Raw genomic sequence first — 15,325 nt, 5'->3', positions numbered from 1 at the left:
GGTCCCGCCCGGACGGCGCGTGGTCACACGGTGAAGCGGACCGCCTCCAGCTGGAGGTTCAGTTCCATGGGGCTGCCGCCGTACCGCCACTTGCCGGGCTCGGTGCACAGCTTGCCCGTCCAGTCCTGGTCCTTCACCTTGGTTTCGTGGCAGACGGTGCCGTCGAAGACCTGGAGGGTGAACCCTTCCATGGGAGGGTCGGCGCTCTCGGTGCTGCCGAGGACCATGTCCTTTCCGTCGTCCTCCTTCCGCCACGCGTCGCCCTTGCGCCACCCCTCCCCCACGTACGCGCTCGCGCCGGTGACGCCACGGGTTCCGGACACCGCGATATTGAGGGCCTTGACGGGCTTGGCCTGGCCCACCGTGCCGGCCTCCGCCCCGTCGCACACCGGTTCCTGCCAGCCGTCGTCCTGGACGAAGGCCCGGTAGCAGATGTGGCGGCCCGCGCTGCGGGCGGTGAGTTCGCGTACCGCGGTGGCCGCGGTCCGCTCCGGGGGCTTCTCCTTGGGCTTGTCCCCTCCCCCGCCGCCTCCGTCCTTCGGCTCCTCCTGCCCGCCGCCGCCGGGCTTCTCGGACGGGCCGTCCGACTTCTCGGGCTTGGGGGGCGGGCTGCTGATCGCCGGGGACGGGCGGCCCGGCGCGAGCTGGCCGGCCTTCTCCGGCTTCTCCCTCGCCACGCTCTGCACCTGCGGCCGGTACGCCAGCCAGATCACCACGAACGCGATCGTCAGCGCGAGAAGCAGGCCGCCGGTGGTGGCCAGCCAGCCCGGCAGGATTCCGCGCTGTACGAAGGTGCCGTTCACCTCCACCGGCTCGGTGCCGGAGCGCCGCAGCGTCAGCGCGTACGGCTGCTCCTGCTTGGAGCCGAACCAGGTGATCTGCCGGGGCCGCAGCGTCGCCTTCACGAAGGCGGCCCGGCCCGGCTCGATCTGGACGTTGGCCGGCTGGAGGTCGTACGACAGCCGTTCGCCGGCGTCCTTGCCGCTGAGCGAGGCGGTGACCTTGGTGTTGCCGAGATTGTCCACGGCCAGTCGCGGCCGTCCCCGGAACCGGCCCTTGACCGTCGGCGGCACCAGTTCGGCGCGCACCTCCGTGAAGGGCGTGATGGTGAGGTTGCCCTCGGGGACGGTGACGGCGTCCGGATGTTCCGTCGGCGTGATCCGCACCCCGTACGGATTCGGGCCGGCCGTCGCGTCCGGCGTACGCGGCGGTGCGAACGTCAGCTCCACCGCGCCGGTCGTCCCCGGATAGAGCCGCAGCACCTGCGGCTCCACCGTGCTCCAGGGGGCGAGATCACCGACCGGCTCGAAGCGGTACTCGTCGACGATGTCTCCGGTGTTGCGCACCCGCAGGCGCACCGTGGTGCTGCTGCCGGGTTCGACGGTCGCGGAGGCGGGTTCCAAAGAGGTCCAAGGGCTCACGCCATGACGCTAGGAGAGGCGGCGCGCACCGTCACGAGCCCTCCGGGCAGACCCGGTTGCCCGGAGGGGCGGCGGCGGGTGCCCCCGGCCCGGCGCGCGGCACCGCGGTCTTCGGCGGCACCGGCCCGGCGGGCCCCGGCGGCTTCGGCGTCCTTCACGGCGGGCCGCCGCCGGCCGGCCGCGAAGGCACGCCGTCGCGCCCTTGGGGGCAGCGGCATTGCCCGGGACCCGGCACCCGGGGACGTTTCCGCGGCGAGGCGGGCGCGCGAGGGTGAGGGCGTCCCGTCTCGTACTCCGAGGAGAGCAGAACATGCCGTCCTATCTGTCGCCCGGCGTCTACGTCGAGGAGGTGGCCAGCGGATCGCGTCCCATCGAGGGGGTGGGCACCTCCGTGGCGGCCTTTGTCGGGCTCGCACCGGCCGGGCCCTTGAACGAGCCCACGCTGGTGACCAACTGGACCCAGTACGTCGCCTCCTTCGGTGACTTCACCGACGGGTACTACCTCGCCCACTGCGTGTACGGGTTCTTCAACAACGGTGGCTCCGCCGCGTACGTGGTGCGGGTCGGCGGTTCCGCCGGGGGCGCTGCCGGGGACGGCGCGGCCCCCGCCGAGGTGGCCGGCGCGGCCCGCGCGGCGGAGCTGCCCGCCGCCGAGCCGAGGCAGCTCGGCGCGTTCTTGGTGGCGGCCATCGCGCAGGGCGCGAACGGCCCGTTGACCGTGGAGGTCGCCGACCCGGACGGGGAAGGGCCCGCCGAGCGTTTCAAGCTGATCGTCAAGGACGGCGACAAACCGGTCGAGACGTTCGACGTGAGCGCCAAGAAGAGCAACCGCTCCTACGTCGTCACCCAGGTCAAGGAGCGCTCCAGGCTCATCACCGTGGCGGAGGCCGCCGCGGCGGCGCAGCTCGTCCGCCCCGAGAACCAGACGGTCACCCTCGCCGCGCCGCCCGCCCCGGCCCCCGCGCCGGTGCCCGCGGAGCGGGACACGACCGCGAACCCCGGCCCGGCGCAGTACCTCGGCGACTCCGCGGATCGCACCGGCTTCGGCGGCCTGGAGGCCGTCGACCAGGTGTCCATGGTGGCCGTGCCCGACCTCATGGCCGCCTACCAGCGGGGGGCGATCGACCTGGAGGCCGTCAAGGCCGTACAGCTCGGGCTCATCGCCCACTGCGAGCTGATGGGCGACCGGGTGGCGGTCATCGACCCGCCGCCCGGCCTCAGCGCCCAGCAGATACGGGTGTGGCGCCAGGAGACGGCGGGCTACGACTCCAAGTACGCGGCCCTCTACTACCCCTGGCTGAAGTCCTTCGACCCGGCGACGGGCCAGGCCCGCATGGTCCCGCCCAGCGGCCACGTCGCCGGCATCTGGGCGCGCAACGACTCCGAGCGCGGTGTGCACAAGGCCCCCGCCAACGAGGTCGTACGCGGCGCCGTCGACCTGGAGCTCCAGATCACCCGCGGTGAGCAGGACCTGCTCAACCCCGTCGGCGTCAACTGCATCCGGGCCTTCCCCGGCCGGGGCATCCGCGTCTGGGGAGCCCGCACCCTCTCGTCCGACCCCGAGTGGCGCTACCTGAACATCCGCCGGTACTTCAACTACCTGGAGGAGTCGATCCTGATCGGCACCCAGTGGGTGGTGTTCGAGCCGAACGACCACGCGCTGTGGGCCCGCATCCGGCGCAACATCTCGGCGTTCCTGGTCAACGAGTGGCGCGGCGGCGCGCTCTTCGGCCAGCGGCCCCAGGAGGCCTACTACGTCAAGTGCGACGAGGAGACCAACCCGCCGGAGTCGGTCGACCTGGGCCGGGTCGTGTGCGAGATCGGTGTCGCCCCGGTCAAGCCCGCGGAGTTCGTGATCTTCCGGCTGTCGCAGTTCTCCAGCGGCAGCGGTGAGCTGGAGGAGTAGGCGGCCCGCCCGCGCCCCCAGCCCTCGCACCTCACCGTCACACAGCCCAGAAAGACAGCGAACCCATGGCTCTCATGCAGGGTGACTCCCTCACCTCACACAATTTCGGCCTGCAGATCGACGGCGTGATGGTCGAGTACCTCTCGGAGGTCAGCGGCCTGACCATCGAGCAGGACGTCATCGTCAGCCCGCAGAACACCGCGCAAGGCAAGATCGACATCAACATTCTGCCGGGTGTGCAGAAGAACGGGCAGTGCACCGTGGTGCGCGGCATGACCCAGTCGTCCTCGTTCACCCAGTGGATCAACGACTCGATCAACGGCCGGATGAGCACCGCCCGCAAGAACGCCTCCATCATCATGATGGATTACGAGGACAATCCGGTGAAGCGGTACAACCTGCGCAACGCCTGGTGCAGCAAGATCGACGCCAGCACCCTGAAGGCCGGCGAGGCCGCCGTGCTCAGCGAGACCGTGACAATCGTCTTCGAAGAACTGGTCATCGAATAATGCGGCGTACGGCTGCCGGTGCGCCGGGCGCGGACACGGCCGCGGCGCCACCACCGGCCCCCCGGACCGCGGCGGCGGGGACGGAGGCCCCCTCCGTGCCCTCCGCCGCCGCTCCGGCCGACGCGGCGCCCCGCGGCCTGCGCACCGAGTTCCCCTTCCAACTGCCGCGCGGGTACGTCGACGAGGCGGGCGCCGTGCACCGGGACGGCGTGATGCGCCTGTCGACGGCACGGGACGAACTGGTCCCGCTGCGCGACGTCCGGGTCCAGGAGAACCCCGCGTACCTGTCGGTGGTGCTGCTCGGCCGGGTCATCACGCGCCTGGGCACGCTGCCGATGGTGCACGACGGGATCGTGGAGAACATGTTCGCGTCCGACCTCGCGTTCCTCCAGGACTTCTACCGCCAGATCAACGCCGAGGGCCACACCCGCGCCGCGGTGGACTGCCCGCACTGCTGCGAACCGTTCGAGGTGGAACTCGGCGGGAGCCGCCTGGGGGAATCGTGACGTACGCGACCGACCGGCTGCACGAGGAGATCGCGTACGTCGCCTACCACTTTCACTGGAACCTGGAGACGATCCTGGACCTGGAACACCACGACCGCCGCGGATTCACGGACCGGATCGCGTCCTTCGTGACGCGCGCCGGGGCGGAGGGCTGAGCCATGGGTTTCCTGGAGCGGCTGCGGGGCCGGAGTGGCCGTGGACCCGGTGGGGACGCGGAAGCCCGTCACTCTGCTGACGGCAGGGGCGGTGGCGCCGGAGTCGGCGGCGCCGGGGAGCCGCCGGCGGCTCGTGACGTGCCCGGCGGTGCGGCATCCGCGAACGCCTGGCGCACGCTGCCGGCCATCCGGCGGTCCGTGGCCGACGGCCGGCCCGAAGTCGCGGACACCGGGTTCGGCAAGCGGCTGCCGACGTGGCAGAACCCTTCGTTCACGGGTGCGCCAATGCGCCTCGGAGTTCTCGACACCACGCCCCGCAGCCTGCTGTCGGGGACGATGACCGACACGGCCCGCCCGGTGACAGGGCTGGAACGGCCGTCGAACGCGCTGCCCTGGACACCCGTTTCACCGCAGCCGACGGTGCAGCGGGTGCCGGTGGCGCCGCTGCGGGCCTTGGCACCGGGTGTGGCACCGGGTGTGGCGGGGGTGGAGTCGGGCGGTGGGGCCGGGGCTTCGGCGTCGGCTGGAGGGGCGTCGGCGGGGGTGTCGGCTTCTCCGGTCGGGGTCGGTGGAACCGGCAGGAGTGGTACGGGTGTTGGGAGTGCCCGGGGCCTCGGGGCTGTGGAGTCTGCCGGGTCCGTCGTTCCGGTTCCGCAGGCTCCGCGGGCCCGGCCTTCCGGCGGTGCTCGTCGGCACACGCCTGCCGCCACGAACCGGCCGCCGGTGGCGGCCTCGCGCCCCTCGATCACACCGGCGGCTCCGCCCGCCGCATCCGCGTCTCCGGCGCCTCGGGACGCACATGTGCCTGCGGCCCGGCACGTACCTGCGGCTCCGCACGCGTCGGCGACCCCGCAGGTGTCTGCGGCTCCGCATGTGCCTGTTTCGTACGTGCCTGTGCCGTACGCGCCCGCCCCGGCCCCCGCGCGCGGTGTCCGTGTGACGCCTGCTCCGCCCAGCCCGCCGGCTCCGTCCGCCGCGTCCGGGCTGCCCCTGACCAAGGCGCCGACGGGGGCCGGGGTCGTGCAACGGCGGATGCTGCCGGTGGCGCGGCGGGACTTCGCACCCGCGGAGCGCACGGTGGCGGCTGCGGGAGCCCCGGCGGCAACGCCTGCCCCGAGGGCCGCGCGGGAGCCGGGCGCTGTTCCCAGCGAGTCCGGAACGGCCGCACCGGCCGAAGACGGCCGAGGGGGGACCGACGCGACTGCCCCTCGCGCTCCCCGCAGCCGCCCCACGCCGTCGCCGAAGAGCACGAGCACCGGTACACCCACACCCGGCTCGCACGCGCCCGGCCCGCCCACACCCGGCCGAGCGTCGACATCGCACGGGCGGACAGCGCCTGGAGGAGGGACGGAGGCCGGCACCACGGTGCAGCGCGCGGCCGTCCAGCGCGATAGTGCAACGGAAGCACCGGGCACCGGCAGGGCGCGCACCGGTCCGACTCACGTACAGCGGGCCACGGTCCGGCAGCAGGGCGGCGCCGCACCATCCGCCCCCGGCAGCGCGCCCGACGAGGCGGCGCCCGCCACCGTACGGACCGATGATTCCGGTGGCGCGACACCGGCACCGTCCGCGGACCTTGACGGCCCCGCCGCCCACGGCAGCCCAGCCCACCCGTCGCCGCGGCCCGCAACAGCCGCCCCTGCCGCTACGGCGGAGACCGGCCCGGCGACCGGTCCACAGACAGGACCGGCGCAGAGCGTACGCACCGATCCGTCACCCGCTCCGAGCAGCACCGACTCCAGCACCGGCGCCACCAGCACCACCGGTGCCACCAGTCACAGCACCAGCACCAACACCAACGTCCCGGTCGTTCAGCCGCGCGCGCTCCCGCGTGCTCAGGAGGCCGCGCCCCGGCCTGTCATGCCCTCGGAACAGGCGCCGACCGCTCCCCCGGCCGCAGTCGGCGGGCCGGCCGAGAGCGCCGCTTCGGCAGTCGCGCCGACCTCGGGCCCGCCCAGCGCAACCGCCCCGGTCCAGCGGTCGCTTCAGGCACCGCGGTCGCTTCAGGCACCGCGGCCGTTCCCGGTCGCCGACGGTCACGCCGCACCCACCGCGCCTTCGGCGGCCGGCTCCGGCGCCCCCTCCCCGGCCCCCGGCCGCCCCCCGGTTCTTCCGGCCACGACCCCGTCCCCCACGTCCCGTACCAAGCCGGCCCCTCCCCCGGACCGGACCCCAGGCCGCCCCGCGCCCCATCAGACGGTTCAACGCAGCGCCACCCGTGGGGTCGCCGGAACCGGCCTCGGCGCCCCCATCCCGGCGGCACCGGCGCCCGCGCCGCCGAACACCGCGCCCCGGGCCACTGTGCCCCTCTCCCCCTCGCCCGCACCCAGCCCCACCACGCACACCCCGCTGCCCACCGCGCCGCCCCTGCCGGAGAACGCACCACGTACGCCTGGAAACCAGCCCTCCCCCGCAGTCGTCGCACGTCGCCGTTCCCCGCTGGGTGCCCCGGTCGGCAGTGCTCCCGCGGACGCCGTATCCCTGGCCAGGGCCTCGGCCCGTGCGGACGCCGTGCTTCCCGCCGAGCCCCCGGCCCGCGCGACGGCCAGGCCCGCTCCGGTCCGACACCCCGCGCCTCCGGCCGCAGGACTCCCGGCCGTCGAGCGGTCTCCAGCAGTCCCCACCCCTGCCCCCGTCAACGTCCAGCGTCGCACCGCGCTTTCCACGGCTGCACCGCTGCCCCGCCCCACCCCGCACAACGTCACGCGCAACCCGACGCACAACCCGACGCGCAACCCTACCGCCCCTTCCCGCCCCCTCCCCGTGGTCTCTCTCGCCCCGCCCGCAGCACGGCCCCCAGTACCGCCCCCGGCATCACCGCCACGCCCGCTCCCGCCCGCCCCCACAGTCGACGGCGCCCCACCCCCGCTTCCGGTCACCGTCCAGCGTGACCGGAACCCGGCCACCGGCACACTCGCGGCCACGGCCGCGGACACCCTGCTCCGAGCACCTGCTCCACGCCAATCGGCGCCCCCGGGCGCGCCCCCATCTGCGTACGCCCCGCCTTCCTACGCCCCTCCGTCCGAAACCTCGCCGTCCGAAACCTCGCCGTCGTACGAGCCGCCTTCACGGGAGGGGCCCACGGGGAAACAGTCCCCGCCACCCGGCTACGCGGAATCCCCCGCCGGCGGATTCGATCCGCGCGCCATCACCGACTTCCAGCTCGACGAACTGGTGCACCGGATCATCGGCCGCGTCACCCGGCTGATCCGCACCGAACTGCGGATGGACCGCGAGCGGATCGGCAGGCTCCGCGACCCCCGCCTCTGACCGGCCGGCGACCCCGCCCCACCGACGCCGTACCGCCGACCGCTCCTACAGAAAGGCCCCCGCGACATGTCCCGCCAGGACCCGGGCTCGTCCCTCTGGTTCACCCTCTCCATCGACGGCGAGAGCCTCGGTTACTTCAACGGGTGCGACGGGCTGTCGTCGCAGGTGGAGACGGAGCAGCGGCAGGAGGGCGGCAACAACGGCTTTGTCTGGCACCTGCCGACCCGCGTCACCTTCTCCACGATCCGGCTGACCCGTCCGCTCACTCCGGACACCACGAAGGTCGCCAAGTGGATCTCCTCCGTCCAGACGGGCATCGAGCGGCCCACCGCCCAGATCACGGCGCTGCGCGCGGACGGCTCGGAGGTCGCGCGCTGGGGGCTGATCGACGTACTGCCCGTCAGCTGGCAGGGCCCCGCCCTCGACCCGGCCAGCCCGGCGGTCGCCACGGAGGTTCTGGAGATCGCCCACCACGGGTTCACCGACTGAAGACCACCGACCGAGGAACGAAGAGACGACCCCCATGCCCAAGAGCAGCAACGGCGCCGGCAAGAGCCTGGTCCGGGCCACCCTCGCCATCCATGAGCCCCCGCTCGGTACCGGCACCAGTCCGGGCGCGCTCATCAGGACGTTCGCCTTCGACTTCAATCCGGCGCAGCTGTCCCTGAGCCGTTCCGCCCAGTGGAAGATGACGCCGGCCATCGCCGTACGGGACGGCGCGCGGCTGGAGTTCATGGGGTCGCAGCCGCGTGCGATGTCCCTGGAGGTCTTCCTGGACTCCTCCGACCGTCCGACCAGCAACTCGGTGCTGAAGAAGGTGGCGGCACTGATGAGCTGCTGCGTGGTGACCGCGAAGAGCAAGGCGGCCGAGCAGCCCTCCCCGCCCTGGGTGGTCTTCCAGTGGGGGTCCTTCTCCACGGCCCGGTTCACCGCGTACGTCAGCTCCGTCGAGGCGTCCTACACGCTGTTCGGGACCACCGGTGTCCCCATCCGTGCCACCTGCCAGATGCAGCTGCACGAGATTCCCCGCAAGACCCGGCGGCAGAACCCGACGTCGGGCGCGCTCACCGCGCGGCGGGTGCACCAGGTCGTCGCCGGTGACTCGCTGCAGTCCCTCGCCTGGCGGGAGTACGGGGACGCGGCTTCCTGGCGGGCGATCGCCGAGGCGAACGGCGTCGACGATCCGTCCCGGCTGCCCACGGGCACCGAACTCGTCCTGCCCGCCGCCGAGGAGGTACGTCACTGATGCCCGGTCCCGCCACGTCCGCCGTCCTCCAGGTCTCCATCGGCGGCACACTGCCCGACGACGCCGTGGAGGCTCTCGTCGACGGCTGGGTCGACCAGGGCGCCGGGGTCCCCGCCGCCTTCGAGCTCACTTTCCGGGACCCCTACCGGGTCATGATCAGCCGGCTGGGCGCCACGTTCGGCACCCCGGTCACCATCGCGACCGTCACCGACGGCCAGGGCGCCGGTGACACGCTGCTGACCGGTGAGATCACCGGTTTCGAGGCCGATTACGACGGCACCGGCACCTTCACCGTCATCCGGGGCTACGACTTCGGGCACCGGCTCATGCGCCAGCGCCGGGTGGCGGCGTACCGGAACCAGTCCGCCTCCGACATCGCCAGGAAGCTGGCGGCGCGGGACGGCGTGCCGATCGGCACGATCCAGTCGACGAAGACGGTGTACGAGTTCATCAGCCAGTCCAACGTCAGCGACTGGGACTTCCTGGCGCGGCTGGCCGACGAGAACGAGAGCGTCATGTCGATCGACGCGAAGGGCAGGTTCTGCTTCGTCAGGCCGAAGCCCGCCGCGGGCGCGCCCGCGGCGAGCCTGGAGGGCGAGGACCCGCTCGAACTGAAGGCCGGGATCGACGTTCTGCGGCTGCGGGCCGCCGTCACCGCCGCCGACCAGGTCGGCAAGGTGGAGACGCGCGGCTGGGACGTCACGCAGAAGAAGGCGCTCAGCTCCGTCTCGCCCGCCACGGACAACCCGGGCTTCGTCATCGGCGAGACGCCCGGCAGGGCCGCGGGCAGGTTCAAGGCGGGCAAGCTGGTCGAGACCTCGATCCCGTACGACAGGTCGGCCGAGGTGCGGTTCGCCTCCGACGCCCTCGCCGACGACGTGACCTCGGCCTTCGCCGAGGTGGAGGTCGTGGTGCTGGGCAACACGAAGCTGCGGCCGGGGGTGCCGGTGATGCTCTCGGACACCGGCGCGCCCTTCGAGGGCAAGTACACGGCGACCTCCGTACGGCATGTCTTCGGCGACGGGAAGCACTACGAGTCGTGGGTGACCGTCAGCGGCCGGCAGTGGCGTTCGCTGTTCGGGCTGGCCTCCGGCGGGGGCGGCACGGGCACCGGCCCGAAGCTGCCGAGTGTGGCCAACGCGCTGGTCACCGATGTGAACGATCCGCTCAAGCAGGGCCGGGTGCGGCTGCGGTTCCCGTGGCTGGACGACACCTACGTCAGCGACTGGACGCGGACGGTGCAGCTGGGCGGGCTCGGCGGCGGCGGGGTGTTCCCGATGGACGTCAACGACGAGGTGCTGGTGGGGTTCGACCGGGGCGCCCTCGACCATCCGTTCGTGATCGGCGGCCTCTACAACGGCAAGGACAAGCCGACCGTCGTCGGTGACGTCCCGCTGCACGACACCGTACGGAAGAAGGCGAGCCGGCACACCGTCTCCGACCGGGACGGCAACCGGATGGACCTGCTCAGCCAGAAGACCGGCGGCCGCAGGCAGGGCGTCCGGCTGACGTCCGGCGACAAACGGCTGACGGTCAACCTGGACCGGACGAAGACCGAGATCGTCGTGGACAGCAAGGGGTCGGTCACCATCAAGGGCAGCAGGTCGGTGTCCGTGGAGGCCGGCACCGACCTCACGCTCAGTGCCCGGCGCCGGCTGAGTCTGCAGAGCGGCGGCCTGCTCAGCATCAGGAGCGGCGGCCCCCTCACCGTCGACTCCACCGGCCTGATCAACCTCAAGTCCGTGGGACAGATCGGGCTCACCACGGGTGGGGCGCTGAACATGACCGCCGGGGGCGTGGCGACCCTCACCGCGGGGGCGAGCGCCACGATCACCTCGGCCGCGAACCTGCTCAACGGCGCCAAGACCACCGTCACGACGCCGCTCTTCTTCTCCGTCACACCACCCGTACCGCCGATGGGATGAGCGCCGTGTCCTGCCCCGGTCCTGGTTTCTTCGTCCCTGTGCCCTGTCCGTGGAAAGCGGGTGTGTTCTGATGGCCGAACAGTTCGTCGGCTCCGGGTGGTCGTTCCCGCTGCGTATCGGGCCGACCGGCGGTATCGCGCTGGTCAGCGGCGAGCGGGAGATCGAGGAGGCCGTCCGGCTGGTCCTCGCGACCGCGCCGGGAGAGCGGCCCATGCGGCCCGAGTTCGGCTGCGCCATCCACGACCTGGTGTTCGCCCCGGTCAACGAGCAGACCGCGGGCCGTATCCAGCACGAGGTGTACATCTCCCTGGACCGCTGGGAGCCGCGCATCGAGGTCACCGACGTCCAGGTGACCACCGGAGCCGACCGCAGCGTCCTCTACATCGACATCCGCTACCAGATCCGCGGCACCAACAACCCGCGCAGCCTCGTCTTCCCCTTCTACGTCATCCCCTCCCACGAGGAGGACGGCCCCGGCGGCGGCCCCTTTGACGACGGCTCCGGCACTTCCTTCGAAAGCGACCGCTGATGTCCCTGCCCTCCCCCAACCTCGACGACCGCCGTTTCCAGCAGTTCGTCGACGACGCCAAGCGCTACATCCAGCAGCGCGCGCCGGAATGGACCGACCACAACGTCTCCGACCCGGGTGTCACCCTCGTCGAGACCGTCGCCCACATGGCCGACCAGATCGTCTACCGCCTCAACCGGGTGCCCGAGAAGAACCACCTGGCCTTCCTGGACCTCATAGGGGTCACCCTCTTTCCGCCGTCGGCGGCCCGTACGGATGTCACCTTCTGGCTGTCCGCGCCCCAGGAGGAGACCGTGCCGGTGCCGGTCGGCGCCGAGGTGGCCACGCTGCGCACGGAGCGGGAGGAGGCGGTGGTCTTCGCCACCGAGTGCGAACTGGCCATCGTGCCCTGCGCGATGAGCCGCCTGATGGTGCAGCGACGGGGCGGGCCCGTGACCGACAGCACCATCGCGCTCGTCGAAGGCGGCGACGTACACTGCTTCGCCGAGGCCCCCGGCCCCGGGGACTGCATGCTGATCGGTCTGACGGCGGCCGTCCCGCACTGCGCCGTCGCCCTGGAGCTCGACAGCCGGGTGGACGGTGTCGGCGTCGACCCGAGGCAGCCGCCGCTGGTGTGGGAGGCGTGGACCGAGGACGGCTGGCAGCCCTGCGAGGTCGACCACGACGGCACCGGCGGTCTCAACCGCGCCGGCGAAGTCGTCCTGCACGTCCCGGGCGGCCACGTCCTGTCCCGCAACGGCGGCCACGAAGCCGGCTGGCTGCGCTGCCGGGTCACCGACCCGCTGCCCGGCCAGCCCTTCTACACCACGTCGCCGACCGTACGGTCCGCCGGGGCCTGCACCATCGGCGGCACCACCGGCGTCGTCCACGCCGCCACCGTGTACGACGAGGCGCTCGGCGAATCCAGCGGCCTGCCCGCGCAGCGCCGACGGCTCGCCCACGCGCCCGTCGTCGGCGACGACCCGCCCCTGCTGCTCCAGACCGCCGAACGCGACGGCTGGCAGGACTGGCAGGTCGTCCCGCACTTCGCCGCGTCACGGGCGGACGACCGCCACATCACCCTCGACGCCACGACCGGCGACATCGCCTTCGGCCCCGCCGTCCGGGAAGCCGACGGCGCCCTGCGCCAGTACGGCATGGTCGCGCCCAAGGGGGCGGTCATCCGGGCGCGCCGTTACCGCACCGGCGGCGGCCGGATCGGCAACGTCACCCGGGGCGCCGTACGGGTCCTGCGGACCTCCATCCCGTACGTCTCCGAAGTCGTCAATGGCGAGGCCGCGCGCGGCGGAGTCGACGGGGAGACCGTCGAGGAGGCCAAGGTCCGGGCCCCGATCACGCTGCGCGCCCAGGAGCGCGCCGTCACCTTGCGCGACTACGAGGAACTGGCCCGCCGGGCCGCGCCCGAGACCGCCCGCATCACCTGCCTGGAAGGCGACCGGGACGAGCACGGGGCCTACGCGGTACGGGTGCTGGTCGTCCCGCAGGCCGTCCCCGACCCCGGCGGCCGGCTCCGCTTCGAGCAACTCGTGCCCGGCGACCGGCTGCTGGACCGCATCACCCGCCATCTCGACGAGCGCCGCCTCATCGGCACCAGGCTCGCGGTCGGCCCGCCCTACTACCAGGGCGTCACGGTCGTCGCCACCGTCCACGCCTTCCGCGGCACCGACACCGACCTGGTGCGCCGCCGGGCCCACGACGCCCTCTACCGTCATCTGGACCCGCTCACCGGCGGAGCCGAGGAACGTGGCTGGCCCTTCGGGCGCCCGGTCCAGGCCGGTGAGGTCTTCGCCGTCCTGCAACGCGTCCCGGGCGTGGAGCTGGTCGACGAGGTCGTACTGCATCCCGCCGACCCGCTGACCGGTCAGCGCGGTGACCCGACCGACCGTATCGATCTCGAACCGCCGGCCCTGGTCTTCTCCTTCGACCACCGCGTCCGGGTGATCGGGGACGGGGCATGAGGTGCTCGCTGTGTTCGGGAGGCCGCTCATGAGAGGCTCCGTCGACGGTCTGGGCTCCGCCGCCCCCATCGGCCTGATGCTCCCGGCCGTCTTCGCCGACGACGATCTCGCCCAGCGCTTCGTGGCGGGACTCGACGACGTCCTCGCGCCGATCCTGAACGTGCTCGACTGCCTGGACGCCTACTTCGACCCCGCGCTCACCCCGGACGACTTCGCCCGGTGGCTCGGCACCTGGGTGGGCGCCGAGACCGACGGCACCGAACCCGAACCGCGGCTGCGCGCCGCCGTGGCCGCCGCGGTCGCCCTGCACCGCGTCCGTGGCACCCGGCGCGGCCTGTCGGAGGCGGTACGCCTCGCGTTCGGCGCCGAACCGGAGATCACGGAGAGCGGCGGCGCCGCCTGGAGCGCCCGTCCCCGCGGCGCCTTCCCGGGAAGGTCCCGCCCCCGTCTGCACGTCGTGCTCCGGCTGCCCGATCCCACCCCGGCCGACACCCACCGTCTCGACACGCTCGTGGCGGCGGCCCGTCCCGCCCACATGCCCTACACCGTCACGGTGACCACCACCGAAAGGACCTCGGAGAGATGACCATGCCGGACTGCGGCGAGTGCGGCACCCGCGCGGAGCCGGGGCAGTCGTTCTGCGACGCCTGCGGAGCCGTCCTTCGCTGGGATCGGGCCGGTGCCCCGGCGGCCTCCGAGGCCGGTTCCGGCCGGGGCGTCTCCGCGCGCCCCGACGACGCCGGCGTGGCGGCCGCTCCATCCGTCCCATCCGCTCCTTCCGCCCTGGGTGGCCACCGCCCCACGGGGACGGTCGCGGAGCGCACCGGAGAGCGCGGCGGTGCCGGAGCGACCGGCGCGTCCCGGTCCGCGTCCGGCACCCCGGACCTGGAGGACACCGACCCCGCCATCCCGCCGGTCGCGGCGCAGGACGGCTTCCCGCCGGGCGGCCCTGTCGCCGACCGGGCGCGTTCCCTCGTCGTGCCCGTCCCGGAACAGGCGGATGTCTCTGCCGTACCGGCCCCCGCCGTGGCCCCGGTCCTGCCCGGACGCCCCGACACCGACCGGCCCCACGTACGCGTCCCCGGCCCCCAGGAGACGGGGCACGGCCCGCCCTGTGCCTGGTGCGCCACGCCGAACCACCCGGACCGCCACTTCTGCAACCGCTGTGCGATGCCCCTCGCCGAGAGCGGCGCCCCCGCGCCCGGACGCCGCCCCTGGTGGCGCCGACTCCTCGGCCCCGGCGGCCAGGAGACCCCCTGGGCCGGCGACCGCCCCCGCCTTCGCCGCGCGTTCGACAGCGTCGGCACCTGGGTCACCCTCGCCCTCGCCGTCACGCTGGTCATCCTCGGGGTGCTGTACGTGCCGGACGGCGTCCAGGCCGCGCGCGACCACTTCGCCAAGCGCGCTCCGGTCGAGCCGGACGAGATCCGGGTCTCGCACTCCTACCCCGGCCACGGGCCGAAGCTGGCCTTCGACAAGCTCAACAACACCTGGTGGGGGCCGGGGGTGGTGCAATCGGGCCAGGGCGAGTGGATCGAGGTGCGTTTCGCGCGCCCGGCGCGGCTGCTCGACGTCATCATCACGCCGGGTGTGTCCGCCCGCGCCGATCAGCTCGACCGGTCCGCCCTGCCGCACCGCATCAGGGCGACGATCACGGGGAAGGACGGGGGGACCGAGACCCGCGAGCTCACCTTGGACCCGGGCGCGGGCGGGCAGCGCCGCGACTTCCGCGTCGGTGAGGCGACCAGAGTCCGCTTCACCATCGAGTCGGCCCACGCCGCGTCCGCCGACAAGCAGGTGGCCATCGCGGAGATCGAGCTGTTCGGCCGGTCCGGTGGGGACCAGTCCTGAAGCGGCCGTGGTACGTCGGCCCCTCGACGGGGGCGCGGGGGCGCCGGAC

At 73.2% G+C, this 15,325-nt stretch carries 12 protein-coding genes; 11 read left to right on the top strand and 1 reads right to left on the bottom strand.

Features of this window, described 5'->3' with window-relative positions; all coding sequences use genetic code 11:
• Window positions 1–23: 23 nt before the first annotated feature.
• The gene (locus ACFV57_RS38955) at window positions 24–1,421 is read right to left on the bottom strand and encodes a hydrolase (RefSeq protein WP_385242773.1); all 1,398 of its coding nucleotides are present in this window, start codon (window positions 1,419–1,421) and stop codon (window positions 24–26) included.
• A gap of 310 nt (window positions 1,422–1,731) precedes the next feature.
• Between ACFV57_RS38955 and ACFV57_RS38950 the strand changes: the two genes are divergently transcribed.
• The 11 genes from ACFV57_RS38950 to ACFV57_RS38900 all read left to right on the top strand — a co-directional run bounded on the left by ACFV57_RS38950 (window position 1,732) and on the right by ACFV57_RS38900 (window position 15,276).
• Entirely contained in the window at window positions 1,732–3,327 is a 1,596-nt protein-coding gene (locus ACFV57_RS38950; RefSeq protein ID WP_385242771.1) for a phage tail sheath subtilisin-like domain-containing protein, read from the top strand.
• A 65-nt stretch (window positions 3,328–3,392) separates the two neighbouring features.
• Window positions 3,393–3,836 carry a phage tail protein gene (locus ACFV57_RS38945; RefSeq protein ID WP_385242768.1) on the top strand — a complete coding sequence of 148 codons (444 nt, stop codon included), beginning with the start codon at window positions 3,393–3,395 and terminating at the stop codon, window positions 3,834–3,836.
• Window positions 3,836–4,342 carry a hypothetical protein gene (locus ACFV57_RS38940; RefSeq protein WP_385242765.1) on the top strand — a complete coding sequence of 169 codons (507 nt, stop codon included), beginning with the start codon at window positions 3,836–3,838 and terminating at the stop codon, window positions 4,340–4,342. Before ACFV57_RS38945 ends, ACFV57_RS38940 begins: the two co-directional genes overlap by 1 nt.
• The gene (locus tag ACFV57_RS38935; protein ID WP_385242762.1) at window positions 4,339–4,497 is read left to right on the top strand and encodes a DUF6760 family protein; all 159 of its coding nucleotides are present in this window, start codon (window positions 4,339–4,341) and stop codon (window positions 4,495–4,497) included. The genes ACFV57_RS38940 and ACFV57_RS38935 overlap by 4 nt, the downstream gene beginning before the upstream one ends.
• Before the next feature lie 3,336 nt (window positions 4,498–7,833).
• On the top strand, window positions 7,834–8,256 hold the full coding sequence (locus tag ACFV57_RS38930) for a phage tail protein (protein ID WP_385242759.1): 423 nt from the start codon (window positions 7,834–7,836) through the stop codon (window positions 8,254–8,256).
• Window positions 8,257–8,290: 34 nt separating this feature from the next.
• On the top strand, window positions 8,291–9,013 hold the full coding sequence (locus tag ACFV57_RS38925) for a LysM peptidoglycan-binding domain-containing protein (protein WP_385242756.1): 723 nt from the start codon (window positions 8,291–8,293) through the stop codon (window positions 9,011–9,013).
• The gene (locus ACFV57_RS38920; RefSeq protein WP_385242753.1) at window positions 9,013–10,938 is read left to right on the top strand and encodes a VgrG-related protein; all 1,926 of its coding nucleotides are present in this window, start codon (window positions 9,013–9,015) and stop codon (window positions 10,936–10,938) included. Before ACFV57_RS38925 ends, ACFV57_RS38920 begins: the two co-directional genes overlap by 1 nt.
• Window positions 10,939–11,008: 70 nt before the next feature.
• A complete protein-coding gene (locus ACFV57_RS38915) occupies window positions 11,009–11,467 on the top strand; it encodes a GPW/gp25 family protein (RefSeq protein WP_385242751.1) in 459 nt (152 codons plus the stop codon).
• Window positions 11,467–13,425 (top strand): putative baseplate assembly protein, encoded by a 1,959-nt coding sequence (locus ACFV57_RS38910; RefSeq protein ID WP_385242748.1) that lies wholly within the window; start codon window positions 11,467–11,469, stop codon window positions 13,423–13,425. Before ACFV57_RS38915 ends, ACFV57_RS38910 begins: the two co-directional genes overlap by 1 nt.
• 28 nt (window positions 13,426–13,453) lie before the next feature.
• Window positions 13,454–14,011, top strand: coding sequence for a phage tail protein (locus ACFV57_RS38905; RefSeq protein ID WP_385242746.1), 558 nt, complete (start codon window positions 13,454–13,456; stop codon window positions 14,009–14,011).
• Window positions 14,008–15,276 carry an NADase-type glycan-binding domain-containing protein gene (locus tag ACFV57_RS38900; RefSeq protein ID WP_385242744.1) on the top strand — a complete coding sequence of 423 codons (1,269 nt, stop codon included), beginning with the start codon at window positions 14,008–14,010 and terminating at the stop codon, window positions 15,274–15,276. Before ACFV57_RS38905 ends, ACFV57_RS38900 begins: the two co-directional genes overlap by 4 nt.
• Window positions 15,277–15,325: the final 49 nt, after the last annotated feature.

The sequence above is a fragment of the Streptomyces sp. NPDC059788 genome, from assembly GCF_042732265.1.
In the GTDB taxonomy this organism is placed as follows: Bacteria; Actinomycetota; Actinomycetes; order Streptomycetales; family Streptomycetaceae; genus Streptomyces.
Note: the sequence above shows the minus strand (reverse complement) of the source record. Positions and strands in the feature narration are given on the sequence as shown.

Bases quoted from the DNA above. Each gene is read 5' to 3' on its own strand.
- ACFV57_RS38930 (WP_385242759.1), top strand. From the start codon at position 7,834: ATGTCCCGCCAGGACCCGGGCTCGTCCCTCTGGTTCACCCTCTCCATC.
- ACFV57_RS38950 (WP_385242771.1), top strand. From the start codon at position 1,732: ATGCCGTCCTATCTGTCGCCCGGCGTCTACGTCGAGGAGGTGGCCAGC.
- ACFV57_RS38915 (WP_385242751.1), top strand. From the start codon at position 11,009: ATGGCCGAACAGTTCGTCGGCTCCGGGTGGTCGTTCCCGCTGCGTATC.
- ACFV57_RS38910 (WP_385242748.1), top strand. From the start codon at position 11,467: ATGTCCCTGCCCTCCCCCAACCTCGACGACCGCCGTTTCCAGCAGTTC.
- ACFV57_RS38940 (WP_385242765.1), top strand. From the start codon at position 3,836: ATGCGGCGTACGGCTGCCGGTGCGCCGGGCGCGGACACGGCCGCGGCG.
- ACFV57_RS38925 (WP_385242756.1), top strand. From the start codon at position 8,291: ATGCCCAAGAGCAGCAACGGCGCCGGCAAGAGCCTGGTCCGGGCCACC.
- ACFV57_RS38905 (WP_385242746.1), top strand. From the start codon at position 13,454: ATGAGAGGCTCCGTCGACGGTCTGGGCTCCGCCGCCCCCATCGGCCTG.
- ACFV57_RS38945 (WP_385242768.1), top strand. From the start codon at position 3,393: ATGGCTCTCATGCAGGGTGACTCCCTCACCTCACACAATTTCGGCCTG.
- ACFV57_RS38920 (WP_385242753.1), top strand. From the start codon at position 9,013: ATGCCCGGTCCCGCCACGTCCGCCGTCCTCCAGGTCTCCATCGGCGGC.
- ACFV57_RS38900 (WP_385242744.1), top strand. From the start codon at position 14,008: ATGACCATGCCGGACTGCGGCGAGTGCGGCACCCGCGCGGAGCCGGGG.